The organism is Fervidicola ferrireducens, assembly GCF_001562425.1.
Lineage (GTDB): Bacteria > Bacillota > Thermosediminibacteria > Thermosediminibacterales > Thermosediminibacteraceae > Fervidicola > Fervidicola ferrireducens.
On record NZ_LOED01000052.1, the window covers coordinates 1 to 12,462 of the forward strand.

10 protein-coding genes, 1 pseudogene, 1 riboswitch and 1 other annotated feature are annotated in these 12,462 nt (G+C 46.9%); of the genes and pseudogenes, 8 read left to right on the plus strand and 3 right to left on the minus strand.

Going from position 1 to position 12,462, the window contains the following annotated elements; translation table 11 throughout:
• Window positions 1-809 (plus strand): RNA-guided endonuclease InsQ/TnpB family protein (locus AN618_RS11655; RefSeq protein WP_157081746.1); only part of this gene is annotated, 809 nt, incomplete at its 5' end.
• Window positions 810-852: 43 nt separating this feature from the next.
• Here the strand turns inward: AN618_RS11655 and AN618_RS11660 are convergent.
• Window positions 853-1,695 (minus strand): hypothetical protein, encoded by an 843-nt coding sequence (locus AN618_RS11660; RefSeq protein WP_066355373.1) that lies wholly within the window; start codon window positions 1,693-1,695, stop codon window positions 853-855.
• Between the two features lie 159 nt (window positions 1,696-1,854).
• Window positions 1,855-1,958: riboswitch (purine riboswitch) on the plus strand.
• Between the two features lie 58 nt (window positions 1,959-2,016).
• On the opposite strand from AN618_RS11660, the gene AN618_RS11665 reads away from it, so the two are divergent.
• Together AN618_RS11665 and AN618_RS11670 are read left to right on the plus strand one after the other, a co-directional pair.
• The gene (locus AN618_RS11665; protein WP_066355376.1) at window positions 2,017-3,354 is read left to right on the plus strand and encodes an NCS2 family permease; all 1,338 of its coding nucleotides are present in this window, start codon (window positions 2,017-2,019) and stop codon (window positions 3,352-3,354) included.
• Between the two features lie 143 nt (window positions 3,355-3,497).
• On the plus strand, window positions 3,498-4,616 hold the full coding sequence (locus AN618_RS11670; RefSeq protein ID WP_066355377.1) for a DUF362 domain-containing protein: 1,119 nt from the start codon (window positions 3,498-3,500) through the stop codon (window positions 4,614-4,616).
• Window positions 4,617-4,985: 369 nt separating this feature from the next.
• Here AN618_RS11670 and AN618_RS11675 read toward each other — a convergent pair whose 3' ends face one another.
• Window positions 4,986-7,931 carry a phosphodiester glycosidase family protein gene (locus AN618_RS11675; protein ID WP_066355387.1) on the minus strand — a complete coding sequence of 982 codons (2,946 nt, stop codon included), beginning with the start codon at window positions 7,929-7,931 and terminating at the stop codon, window positions 4,986-4,988.
• Between the two features lie 101 nt (window positions 7,932-8,032).
• A complete protein-coding gene (locus AN618_RS11680; RefSeq protein WP_066355390.1) occupies window positions 8,033-8,716 on the minus strand; it encodes a heparan-alpha-glucosaminide N-acetyltransferase in 684 nt (227 codons plus the stop codon).
• 160 nt (window positions 8,717-8,876) lie between these two features.
• On the opposite strand from AN618_RS11680, the pseudogene AN618_RS14205 reads away from it, so the two are divergent.
• The 5 genes and pseudogenes from AN618_RS14205 to AN618_RS11695 form a co-directional block, all read left to right on the plus strand.
• A pseudogene (locus AN618_RS14205) lies at window positions 8,877-9,053 on the plus strand (ISLre2-like element ISTxy1 family transposase); the annotation flags it as partial.
• Window positions 9,054-9,233: 180 nt separating this feature from the next.
• On the plus strand, window positions 9,234-9,389 hold the full coding sequence (locus tag AN618_RS14210; RefSeq protein ID WP_157081747.1) for a UPF0236 family transposase-like protein: 156 nt from the start codon (window positions 9,234-9,236) through the stop codon (window positions 9,387-9,389).
• A 271-nt stretch (window positions 9,390-9,660) separates the two neighbouring features.
• Window positions 9,661-9,909 (plus strand) — a binding site (T-box leader).
• Window positions 9,910-9,961: 52 nt separating this feature from the next.
• Window positions 9,962-11,260: a phenylacetate--CoA ligase family protein gene (locus AN618_RS11685; RefSeq protein ID WP_066355392.1), complete on the plus strand. Its 1,299-nt coding sequence runs from the start codon at window positions 9,962-9,964 to the stop codon at window positions 11,258-11,260.
• Between the two features lie 11 nt (window positions 11,261-11,271).
• Window positions 11,272-11,679 carry a hypothetical protein gene (locus tag AN618_RS11690; protein ID WP_066355394.1) on the plus strand — a complete coding sequence of 136 codons (408 nt, stop codon included), beginning with the start codon at window positions 11,272-11,274 and terminating at the stop codon, window positions 11,677-11,679.
• Between the two features lie 181 nt (window positions 11,680-11,860).
• Complete coding sequence (locus tag AN618_RS11695) at window positions 11,861-12,388, plus strand: fumarylacetoacetate hydrolase family protein (RefSeq protein WP_083515209.1); 528 nt, start codon at window positions 11,861-11,863, stop codon at window positions 12,386-12,388.
• Window positions 12,389-12,462: the final 74 nt, after the last annotated feature.

Consider the following 12,462-nt stretch of genomic DNA (forward strand, 5'->3'; position numbering starts at 1 on the left):
GCACCCCAAAGACCCTGGAACTCAGGTACGACCGGGTGAAGAAGCGCTGGTACGCCCACCAGGTCGTGGAAGTGCCGGAAGCAGCAAGAAAAACCCGACCCGAGAAATACGCCGCTTTGGACCTCGGCGCCAGGGTGCTGGCTGCTCTGGCTGTCGAGGGTGTAAGCCACCAGACTCTCTTCTCCGGTCGCAAAGTCTGGAAAGACTTCATGTACTGGACGAAGCGCATCGCTGAAGAGCAGGCAAGGCTTGCCCGGGCTGGGCGAAAAACCTCCCGGCAACTCCGGAAACTCTACCAGGCACGTACCCGCAGGCTCAAACACGCCTTTATCGCCCTGGCCGCGGAAATCGCACGTATCCTCAAGCAACACCGCGTGACCACGCTGTTCATCGAAGACCTGACCGGCATCCGGGAGGACATGGACTTCGGGCCGAAAAACATCCTGGTGCACAACTTCTGGGCCTTCAGGATGTTGAGGAATCTTGTCGAGGCCGCCTGTGCCCGAGCCGGGATAAAAGTCGTTCCCATCGAACCACGCGGCACGTCTTCGAAGTGCGCCGTTTGTGGCTCTCCCATCAGGCGTTTGGTCCGGCACAAGGCGGTGTGCGAAAGATGTGGCTGCGTCTGGAACGCCGACGCCAACGCGGCGCTCAACATACTGCTTTTGGGCTCCTCGAAGGGGCACGGGGCGGAGGCCACGCCCCTGAAGCCGCTCGCTCTCCGGTGGAACTACCACCGGTGGGTAAGCTGCTTCGAATCTACCGCCGGTACGCTGCATGCGGCGAGCGGTAGCCGGATGGCGACTTGAGTCGCCTGAAGGAATCCCACCTCCTTTAGGGGGCGGGAGGAAGTCAAAGGATGACGTCCACGTTCCTGTTTAATTTAAAAGGTATCAAATCTTCCGCGAAGAAGTCTTCTGTTATCGGTCTTTTCCACTGCCAGATGAGCGATTCGATGAAAGACGAGGGATTAAGTTCGGATTTGACTTCCTCGTAGCGACCTCTTGCTTCATTTAACTTTTCTGGATCTTCAAACACCAGGGTGCCGCTTAATTTTCCTTTTGAATAGAGTAAATTCACGAGGATTTTTCCCAAACTTATAGTATTAACCATAAAAGAAACCGAGGTCGATGGACCTTCCGGGTTTGCCTTTTGAGGCTCTTCTTTTGTCTTGATGGGTATGTTTCCGTAAATGGGATGATACAGCGCAAAGAATACGACCTTTTTGTCCCTGAGGGCAAGATGGGCGGCGTTCAGGATTTTAATGCCCAGTTCCACTGTGGGGTGGGGAGCAGGTTTTTCTTCGCTTTTTTCCTCTTGCTCGATTTTTTTTGTCATCCTTTCGACTATGCGAAAGAGCACTTTTAGTCGTTCTTGCGTAATGGGCAGGTTGAGGTTGGAAAGTGCCATATAAGGCAAAACGTCCGGTAAAGGAGCTTTTGACAAAGAAGGATTTTCCTGTCTTTCCTGCCGGTCCTGGACTTTGAAAATTACTTTTCCGCCGGAATAGCTAACGGGCTTTAAAGTTACAATCTTCCCTTCCGGAATTGACAGTTCGGATCTGGCAAAAATTTTTTCGCCGTTTATTTCGATAATGTAACCCCCCTCCACTTTGCATCGAATAAACGCCTTTAAAGGCGTATCTGGGGTTGTGTTAAAAGCTTTCCAGAAATTTTCAACCACAAACGTCCTCATAGCATAACCACTCCGGCCGATTTTTAATTTTAATTATACAGAAAATTTAAGGGTATGGCAAAAAATAGAAACGAACGATTGACAAAGTAAAGGCAAAGAATGTTCGATTACATATTGACTTTTCCGGATCCATCTGGTAATATAAAGGTAAACTTAAAACCGCCCCATTTTTTGACCCCCTATATAATTCCGGGAATATGGCCCGGAAGTCTCTACCGGGTGGCCGTAAACCACCGAAGGCTATAGGGGAAAAGTTCCTTTCCCCCATAGTCGGGGACTTTTTATTTTTGCGGGGGAATAATATCATTGGAGGGATTTGGTGTGAGGGAGGAGATTGCTATTTCTAAAAGAACTTCTGAGGGCCTCGCAGAGAGGATTTTCAAATTGTCTGAGAACGGGACCGACCTGAGGACGGAAATTACCGCAGGCATCACCACTTTTGTAACGATGGCCTATATACTTCTGGTAAATCCGGTTGTACTAAAGGACGCCGGTCTGGACCAGGGAGCTGTTTTCATGGCCACAGCTTTAGCCGCGGCGATTTCCACCATGTTCATGGGGCTTTACGCCAACTATCCTTTTGCATTGGCACCCGGCATGGGGCTCAATGCGTTCTTCGCCTATGTGATGGTGGGCGGCATGAAGATTCCCTGGCAGACGGCGCTCGGTGCGGTTTTTGTTTCCGGAATAATAGCTGTTATAGTTACGCTGACGGGGATAAGGGAACTTTTGATAAGGGCGATTCCGCTGCAGTTAAAACACGCCGTGGGTGCCGGAATAGGACTATTCATAGCCTTTATAGGTTTTAAAAACGCCGGAATAATAGTTGCAAATCCTGCCACTTTCGTGGACTTGGGTAACCTGAAAGACCCGGGAACCCTTCTTGCGGTCATAGGTCTTGTGATTACTGCAGTGCTGGTGGCAAGAGGAGTGAGGGGCGGAATTCTCCTCGGCATAATCCTGACGACCATCATCGGTGTTCCCATGGGTATAACAAAGCTGCCTTCTTCTTTGATATCTCCGCCGCCGAGCATTGCCCCCGGATTTTTAAAGCTGGACGTAGTGGGCGCTTTGAAGCTCTCGATGTATCCCGTCATATTTTCGCTGTTTTTTGCTGACCTTTTCGATACCATAGGCACTTTCGTGGGCGTTGCAAGCCGGACGGGAATGATAGACGAGCATGGCAATTTAAAGCGCGGCAACAGGGCGCTTTTTGCCGATTCATTGGGAACCGTGGTCGGGGCTTTGCTGGGTACCAGCAATACCACCACATACGTGGAAAGTGCGGCGGGCGTCAGCGTCGGAGGCAGGACAGGCCTTACATCCGTCGTGGTGGCGCTGCTTTTCATAGCGAGCATCGTCTTTTCTCCCTTGGCGCTGGCGGTACCGGCCCAGGCCACCGCTCCCGCGTTGATAATAGTGGGGGTATTCATGGCGAGCAGCTTGAAAGAAATAAAGTTCGACGACTTTTTCGAAGCTTTCCCCGCATTTATTACGGCAATCCTCATGCCCCTGACCTTTAGCATATCGATGGGGCTTGCGCTGGGCTTCATATCGTATACAGTGTTGATGCTGCTTTCCGGAAGGGGAAGAGAGGTCCACTGGGTAATGTACATTTTGTCGGTAACTTTTGCCCTCTACTTTATGTTCATAAGGTAATGAGTCTTCAAAAGTCATGCCCGTACCTGAAAGGGGTACGGGTAAATTTTTTTTACAAGGCTAAATTTGCCCCGGAGATTTGATATAATATTTTCTATGGATAATAAGGAGAATTACATTGCTGAAATGGAGGTTAATTTGAAATGGGATCAAAGGTTTACTTTTATGACATGCGGGCAAAAAGGCGGTCGCAGAACCTCCCGTCCAAGGTGGCAAGGCTTTTCGATGCCGCTGGTTTTGAAAATATAATTTCACCGAGCGACCTGGTGGCAATAAAGATTCATTTCGGAGAAAGGGGCAACACCGCATACATAAATCCGGTATTTGTGAGACAGGTGGTGGAAAAAATAAAAAGCAAAGGGGCAAAGCCATTCCTCACCGATACGAATACCCTGTACAAAGGATCGAGGAGCAACGGTGTGGACCATGTGGTGAGCGCTATAGAAAACGGTTTCGCTTACGCGGTAGTCGGGGCGCCCGTCATAATCGCCGATGGAATAGTAAGCAAGGATTCGGTGGAAGTGGAAATAAGAAAAAAGCATTTCGAAAGGGTAAAAATTGCTTCTGGCATTTATTACGCAAACTCCATGATAGTGATGTCCCATTTTAAGGGCCATGAAACGGCTGGATTCGGAGGAGCTATAAAAAACCTTGCCATGGGGTGCGCTCCGGCTGCGGGAAAACAGCGGCAGCACTCCACGTTAAAGCCGGAGGTAGGGGAAAAATGCAGAAGATGCCTTTCCTGCATAAACAATTGTCCGGAAAACGCAATCACTCTTGTGGATGGTGCGGCCTACATAGACCCTGAAAAATGCATCGGCTGCGGTGAGTGCATTTCAATGTGCTATTTCGGCGTGATAAAGCCCCGGTGGGAGAGTGACAACCGGGAGTTCATAGAGAGGATGACTGAGTACGCTTACGGTGCCTTCGTGACAAAAAAAGGAAGGATAGCTTTCATGAATTTCGTTATAAACGTGACACCCCTCTGCGATTGCACGCCGTGGAACGATGCGCCTATGGTGCCGGATATAGGCATACTTGCGTCCTTCGACCCAGTGGCGATAGACCAGGCGAGCTACGACCTGGTAACGGAACAGTACGGCCATGCCAACAGCATTTTGGGAGAAAAAGGCCGGGGTTTAAAGCCCGGAGAGGACAAATTTAAAGCCGCGCATCCGGAAGCTGACGGCCTTGTGCAGTTGGAATACGCTGAAAAGCTAGGGATGGGTACTAGAGAATACGAATTGATAAGGTTAAATTAAAAATTTTGTGAGAAATCTCCTATCCTTATTCTATAAGACCTGGGACGAATACAAAAAGTGACCATCCGGAAATTCCTCTGGAATTGGAAGCAGTGGTTGTCCAGAAGCTCCAGATGTATGAAGAAATGTTTTTCATGCTGATATCCTGAAAAATAAGAGCCGGGCGAAAGCCCGGCTATTATTCACATCGAGGTCCCTTCATTAAAGTCCCTTGCCTCTGTCACCCAGCAGGAGGAGAATCAGAATCAAAAATACTATAAACGCTCTGCTGTCGTGGAAGAACCCACCGCTCATTGCGGTACCTCCTTTCGAATTTTCTAGTTATAATATATGAAAGGAGGTTTTTTTGGGTTACTTACATTTATCTATTTATTTTGCCGTTATTTCCACCGTTCTTGACGTGCCGTCCCATGTAATTTTCGCCCCCAGGACCTCGCTGATGAACCTCAACGGCACCATGACTCTGGAATTTTTGAGTTCGGCTTTGGTGTCGAAAGTGACCTTCCTTCCGTTAACGACGGCGGATTTTTCTCCCACCTTGAGGGTTATTTTATTTCCATCTTTTTCTATAATTACCTGCTTCCCTTTGGCATCCCAGTGCACCTTGGCCGCCAAGTTTTCTGACACGAACCTGACGGGTACCATGGTGCGCTGCTGGGCATTGATATACGGCTGCTGGTCCGGGAAGGCAATTTCCTTGCCGTTTACCTTGACGGCAATGTCGGAGACGGCAAGTTTTATTTTTCCAGTGAAAACTTCGGTTTTCACTGTTATATCAATTTCACCGGCTTTTTTTCCATTAATTTCAAGGGTTTTTGCATCCAGGTTTGCCACTCCGGCGGGAGTTATATTATATTCTACCGCGTAAGGATACCCCAGGGGAACTTTAAAGCCTGTCGGGGAAATTCCAAAAAGTTTCAAGCGACTAGGAATGCCTTTTCTGACAGCTGGAGTTTCCGACACTATATTTTCGATTAAGGGGATGACCCTGTAATATATTTTGCTTTCTTGAATGTTAAATATCAGCGCTGCGGGTTCTTCCGCGTTTACACCGGGAACGCTTATGTATTTTACCCCGTTTTCCATATTGGAGGCAAATTTTTTTGCTCCCCCGCATAGCACCAGGATGTTTTTGAATGAAGCTTTGTTTTCTGACAGGACTTTTTTAAGAAGCTCGCCTTCTTGAGAGTCCTGGAAGCTTGAAATTGCCCTGTCCAGCACGACTACCAGGTTGTTGTACCTGGATGCTGCGGATTTTACATCTTCTTTGAGCTTAATCCACTGGGTTGGGTCCGTCAACCTTATACTGCCCTTCGAAGCATTCAAGAACACAAACAGAGTATCGTTCGCCTTGTGGACTAGATAGCCCGTATTGGCCGTCAAGAATTTATCCAATGGCGGTAAGGATTTTGCATTTACGGGTGGGGAGTTTGTTCCGTATAAGCGCCCCGCGATTATGTTAAAAGACGCCTTTTGGCGGTCGAACACTGCACGTGCCATGTTGAAGATTTTCAGGTAAGCGGGATTGTAATTGGCTTCAAGTAAAAGGTCTCCGAAAACCCCGAATGTCAATCCGCCTTTTTTAAAGGGAACATTTGCCCCGTCAGTGATAAGAGGTTTTGAGGGAAGTAGCGATTCGTCGAACCGGCCCGATTCTCCGATCTTTACCAGCGCTCCCGCCTTGATGTTCGAAAACTCTGCGATGATGGCGGAAGAGCCGGGAGCTTGAGGTGCGACAAAGCTTCCGTTTTCAAAATAGCCTCCGTCGCCTGCTACTTCCCATTTTAAATCTTCCGGTTCTATGGGAGCTTTGTAACCGGATGCGTCAACCGCGTATGCTCTGAAGGCCTGTTTTTGCCCGGGTGAAAGCTGAATCCTGTCGGGCTCGACGATTATATCCACCGCGTCCCCCAGAACTCTTACTTGCGCGGAAGCTTTGATGTCGCCTATGGAGGCCGTCACGGTGCCGGTTCCGGTTTTTCGCGCGTAAAATACGTTGCCTTCAAATGTTCCCAAATCTCCCGTAACGTCCCAGCGAACGAGGTTTGGGTCCACGTCCACGGGGTTGTAATTTTCGTCGTAAGCTTTTATTTCGAAGACCCGGCGGCCGTTTTTAGGTATGTTGAAAGAACTGGCTGTGATTTTGAATCCGTAAACTTTTCCGGAAGAAGAAAGCCGGGAGAAAATACCGATTCCGTTTACTATGGGCCTTTCGGTCTTTTCAGACACGTTATTTATAACGCGGGGGGACTTTTCGCCCGGTTCCCTCACCACCATGGTGGAAGAGCCGCCTCCATCGAGATTGAGGGCGTTGTAAGCCCCGAGGCTCAGCATAAGACGGGCAAGTTCCTCCTGCGTCATGCCTCTGCTCTGGGCCTGCCTCCCATCAACCACCACGAGTATCAATTTTTTGCCGTCTTTTGTGAAACCCACTGCTGTTCTCGGATGTTGTCCTGCGATGTTGTGGGAAAAGCCGACCGGTATTTTGCCGTTGTCAACGAGGATGGCTCCGCCTCCCAAAGCCATTTTGAGATTGGAAATATCCGGAGTTACATGGAGCTCTATCTTTACCTCATCCCCGATGAAAAAGTTGTTTTTCAAAAATGAGGAAGCTCCGCCTCCACCCGCCAAAACGATACCCCCCTCGGGGATTTCGGCGGACCTGCCGTCAAAAATACTGACGACTCTGCCCTCCTTCACCACTGCGTAGGTAAGTTCCGGCGATGTTGCCGGCACCTGCGGTGTTGTTTTGCCGAATTCCGGGGTGTAAATCATTATTTTTCCGTACCCGTTTCCGAGTTTGTTAACACCGCCTACATCGGTGAATGTGCCGTTAGGTGCGATTATCTTTCCAGTAAATTCGAACCTCAAAATCTGCGGAATTTTTTCGTAAGTTAGGGCAAAAGATGCCATATCGTCCCTGTTGGAAGGCGTAGAAATTAGTTTACCTCCGGCAATTTGTATTCCGATAGGGGACGACGGGTTTGCCATTATGAAAAAGTCGCCGTTTACACCAGCCACGGCTCCGTTTTCCGAGACCATTTTGCTCAATATCTGCCGCTCGGAAAGGCCATTTTTATTCATTAGGGCATCTATGTCCACGTTTTCCGAGGTCAAATCTATCGTGAGGATGTGTACTTTTTGCCAGCCCGATGAGGTAAATATGGTCCTGCCTTCGTAAGAAACTCCCCGGGTTACGGGGAAGTTCACCGACTCTTCGTGCAGAACCACTTCTTGGGCAAATGCATAAAAAGTTTGGCTAAGCACAAGGCAAATCAAAAGGACTGAAAGAAGCTTTCGCAAAAAGTGCGGCATTTTATATTCAACTCCCTTTGAAATATTAATGATAGTATGTCTCTTATTACCTTAATTCTACCCTTGAGGATTTTTTCCTTTTTTGTAACAGACTTGTAATATTAGAGGATTCCTGACTTTCGAGCGATAAAAAGGAATAGCAAAAGTACCGGTTGGTGGATCAGGTAAATAATAAGCGAGTGCCTGCCCAAGAGCGAGAGGAAATTTTCGCGAAGTTCCCCGAAAATTCTATAGCCTTTCGCATAAAAACCTCTTCCGAAAGCCATCCCCAACAGGAATACTCCGAAATACGGAATGAGAGGATAGTAGTCCAGCGATGAAAAGTAAGGGGTAGTAATTCCCAGCGGGAAAAGGTACGGATTTTGGGTGGTGAGAGAATCAAAGTAAGTTCCTGCTGCAAGTACGGCTAATGCTAAAAGGACCAACGCAAAAGAATCAATCTTTTTAAAGCAAGGCGAAAGCAGGTAGGATGTGCCCAGAAAGTGAAGGATACCGAATCTGATGTAATTCGTACTGTCCAAAAGATAAGTTGCGGCCGTTATTGCCATACCGAACAAGAAAAGCTTTATCCCTCTTTGGCGGGGATTGCGGCTGAAGTAAGAGGAGATGCCGGCTATCCAAATGAACATAAGGGCGGAAAGCTTTCCTTCGTAATACCAAAGACCGCCGGAATAATCTATATCCAGTCCGAAATAATACGAAAGGTCAAATACCCCGTGGAACATCACCATGAGAATCACTGCTATTCCGCGAAAAAGGTCTAGTTCCTCGATCCGCTGTTTCATCCGATCCCAACCTTTCAGATGTTTAACTTTAGTATATCGAATGATGGTGTAAAATTTTCTTAGGTCAAAAAGAAGGAAAAACCAGGAGGGACATAGAAGAAAGACCTCACCATCCTCTCGCCAGGATGAAGTAAAAAACTCAACAGGACGGTGAGGTCTTATAAAAATAATTCTGTATGTATTTAAAACATTCCTGCTTTGTGCACAAAAAATTTTAGAATTACTTTCAGGAAAATACACTTTTCCTGAATTTGAAGAAGAACTTCATCAGCTACTAACTGAGCTGGGAAAAAACATATGTGGAATTGTATTAAAAGAACTTGATGAAAAGATATACAAAGAGACAAGAAAGATAGGAAAAAGCCTATCTTGTAGATAAGGCAGCAGGCATCCAGAGATATGAAAGAAAAGGTATATAAAGCGCATCTACATTTCGGGAGATGGAGCTGAATGGATAAAATTTGGAGCAGAATACATACCTGATGCTATCGATGTGGTAAAGAGGGCGTAGGAGTATATAGAAAACAATTGGGAGGGGATATTAAGTTACAGCCGATACCAAGAAGATATAGTGGGATGCAGCAAAGAGAGTCGTGTGAGCCATGTATTATCGGAAAGACTTTCAAGAGGGCCCCTATTGTGGAGCAAGGATGGGGCTCATAATATAGCCTAATTAAGGGCAGAAGTGGATTAGAGTTAAGGGAAAAATAATCAAGCAGCGTTATGAAGGATTAAGGCCTGTAGAATTACCGAAAGAGATTATATATAAAGCGAAGCAGCGTATAGGGGTATAACTATCTTTCAACTCTTCCGAAAAATATCCTGTGTAGAGTGATGGTGGGGCATAAAAACCTAAAACAACTTGACGCGATCCAACAATCCTGAATATATTGACATATAATTCGATTGCGTGGTATAATCCACTCTAATAGAAAATTAAAACAGTAAAAGCGATGATGGAAGAAAGTAGACTACGGCCGCGCTTTACAGGGAGGAAACGCCGAAGACTGAGAGCGTTTCCAGGCGCAAGTAGTCGAAGTTCGCTTCCTAGCTTTCGGGCTGAAATGAAGTAGGTCCGAACGGATTTGACCGTTAAAGCAATAGGGCATCGACGTTACGGTCCGTGCCCAAAAAACGAGCGGGCTTAAAGCCAATTTGGGTGGTACCGCGGAACATGGCCTTTCGTCCCATGCGGATGAAAGGCTTTTTTGTTTACCAAAACTAATATTTTAGGAGGTTTGGGCGATGTATTGGAATCCGAAATACGAGTGCATGCCGAGAGAAGAGATAAAACAGTTGCAACTGGAAAGGTTAAGGCTGACTTTGGAAAGGGCGTATTACAACGTGCCCCATTACAGGAGGATTATGCAGGAAATTGGATTTGAACCGGAAGACCTGAAATCTCTGGATGATTTGAGGCATTTGCCGTTCACATCGAAAAAGGATTTGAGGGAAAATTACCCCTACGGTATGTTCGCCGTCCCGCTGAGCGAGGTCGTGAGGATCCATTCTTCTTCCGGGACCACGGGAAGACCGACCGTTGTCGGTTATACAAAGCACGATATTAACGTTTGGTCGGAGATTATGGCAAGGACACTGACCACCGCTGGGGTTCAAAAAAGCGATGTGATACAAAACGCATACGGTTACGGGCTTTTTACCGGTGGACTCGGAATACATTATGGAGCCGAAAAAATAGGTGCTACGATAATTCCGGTCTCGGGAGGAAATACGAAAAGGCAGGTCATGATTATGAAGGACTACGGCACGACGGTTCTGACCTGCACTCCTTCCTGTTCGCTTCATATAGCGGAAACGATAGAAGAGATGGAAATTTTGAAGGACGAATTGAAATTGAAGATAGGAATTTTCGGCGCGGAACCGTGGTCCGAAAATATGAGGAGGGAAATCGAAGAAAGGTTAAATATAAGTGCTATAGATATCTACGGGCTAAGCGAAATAATAGGGCCGGGAGTTGCAATAGAGTGCCCGTATAAAAACGGTCTTCACGTTCACGAGGACCATTTTATCGTTGAAGTCATCGACCCCAAAACCGGAGAAGTTTTGCCTCCCGGAGAGAGGGGAGAGCTAGTCTTTACATCCCTCACTAAAGAGGCTCTTCCCATGATACGCTACAGGACAGGAGACATCTCCAGGATTATAGAAGAACCGTGTCCTTGCGGTAGAACCAGCGTTAAAATCGGCAGAATTGAAGGTAGAACTGACGATATGATTATAATAAGAGGCGTAAACGTTTTTCCGTCGCAGATAGAACACGTTCTTCTGGAAGTAGGGCAGACGGAACCCCACTATCAGCTGGTTATAGACAGGGTAGGGTACCTTGATGTTTTGGAAGTTCAGGTGGAAGTTTCGGAAAAAATGTTTTCGGATGATGTGAGGTCCCTTGAAATGTTGAGCAAAAAGATTCAAAATGAAATAGAAAGCACTCTTGGAATTTCGGTCAAAGTAAAACTGGTGGAACCGAAGACCATTGAACGGAGCGAAGGAAAGGCCAAGAGGATAATCGACAAAAGGAATATTTAGGAGGGATTAACATGCTGGTTAAACAGTTGTCGGTATTTTTAGAAAATACTCCCGGGCGACTTTATTCGGTGACATCGGTCCTTCCGGAAAACAATGTAAAAATCAAGGCTCTTATGCTGGCTGATACTGCGGATTTCGGTGTTTTGAGGTTGATAGTGGATGAACCGGAAAAAACCTTGAGAATTCTCCAGGAAAATGGTTATGCGGCCAAAATAACCAATGCCATTGCGATTGAAGTATGCGATTCGCCGTTTCAGCAGATGCAAAAAATCCTGAAGCTTTTGAGCGAAAAGAACATAAACGTGGAGTACATGTATGCTTTTTCCGGAGAAACGCCCGGCACAGCCCTGGTGGTTTTCAGAGTTGATGACCTTGAAACGGCGATGGAATATCTGAAAAGGAAGAAAATGACGGTTTAATCCCCTATATAAAGTTGATGACTGCGTCAGGAGCGTATTATATAAATTTAAAGTTTAATGGGTTATATAACCCGTATTTTTTTGGGAAAAAGCTGCTCAAATAAAATTAATTATCGCTATGGCTTTTTTCATATGTCAAAAAAAATGATGGTTAATGATGGTTAATTTTTTTAAAAAATAGTTGAACCAACCTTCTACGTCTATTATAGGGCCGGAAGATGCCATTGTCGTACCACCGGGAGTAAAAGAGCTGAATTTCGAGGTTGAGCTGGTAGTGGTAATAAAAGATAGAATAAGGTGTGTGCCGCCAGAAGAAGCAAAGGAGCATATCCTCGGATACACCTGCGGAAATGATATCACGGCAAAGGATTTCATGGAAAAGGGCAAGCCGTGGACTAAGGCAAAAGCGTTCGATACCTTCATGCCCGTGGGACCCTGCATAGCGACAAATGTCGATGGGGATAATCTCGCTATCAGGATGTACCACAACGGAAAGTTGGTGCAGGACAGCAACACCTCCGATATGATATTCAGCGTCGCTAAACTGGTGTCCTTTGTATCGCATATAATGACCTTAAACCCTGGGGATCTGATAAGTACCGGCACTCCACCGGGAAAGGGTACCCTCAATCCCGGCGATATTGTGGAAGCAGAAATCGAGGGGATAGGCAGGCTGAGGAATTACGATCGAGTAGGAGGGGGCGACTAACCCCCGTCCCCTCACACCACCGGACATGCGGGTCCGCATCCGGCGGTTCATCAAGCTTTACGAAGCCTCTGATA

Bases quoted from the DNA above. Each gene is read 5' to 3' on its own strand.
- AN618_RS11685 (WP_066355392.1), top strand. From the start codon at position 9,962: ATGTATTGGAATCCGAAATACGAGTGCATGCCGAGAGAAGAGATAAAA.
- AN618_RS11660 (WP_066355373.1), bottom strand. From the start codon at position 1,695: ATGAGGACGTTTGTGGTTGAAAATTTCTGGAAAGCTTTTAACACAACC.
- AN618_RS11690 (WP_066355394.1), top strand. From the start codon at position 11,272: ATGCTGGTTAAACAGTTGTCGGTATTTTTAGAAAATACTCCCGGGCGA.
- AN618_RS11670 (WP_066355377.1), top strand. From the start codon at position 3,498: ATGGGATCAAAGGTTTACTTTTATGACATGCGGGCAAAAAGGCGGTCG.
- AN618_RS11680 (WP_066355390.1), bottom strand. From the start codon at position 8,716: ATGAAACAGCGGATCGAGGAACTAGACCTTTTTCGCGGAATAGCAGTG.
- AN618_RS11675 (WP_066355387.1), bottom strand. From the start codon at position 7,931: ATGCCGCACTTTTTGCGAAAGCTTCTTTCAGTCCTTTTGATTTGCCTT.